Raw genomic sequence first — 250 nt, 5'->3', positions numbered from 1 at the left:
CGACGAGTTCGCGAACACGCGCCGACGCCGCGCCCTGCCCGCCATTGACGGCCAGGAACGCCTTGGTCATCGCGATGGCGATCTTCGACGGCTCGAAGCCCACGACACTGCCGTTACGGCGAATGATCTTGTGGTCGGCGAACTGCGTCGCGCTGACCTGGCCGTCCTGCGGCTGACCACCCAGCGTGTGCGCGGCGGGCGCGCCTTCATACCGGGTCGAGACGTTATCGGTCGTTTGCATGTGCAAAGC

At 66.4% G+C, this 250-nt stretch carries 1 protein-coding gene; it reads right to left on the bottom strand.

The window, feature by feature from the left end:
* Positions 1–241, bottom strand: a 241-nt coding sequence (locus tag SB816_RS33695; RefSeq protein ID WP_410548464.1) for a hypothetical protein, incomplete at its 3' end; no start/stop codon positions are given.
* Positions 242–250: the final 9 nt, after the last annotated feature.

Source organism: Achromobacter sp. SIMBA_011, assembly GCF_046535435.1.
Classification (GTDB): Bacteria; Pseudomonadota; Gammaproteobacteria; order Burkholderiales; family Burkholderiaceae_B; genus Achromobacter; species Achromobacter dolens.
Note: the sequence above shows the minus strand (reverse complement) of the source record. Positions and strands in the feature narration are given on the sequence as shown.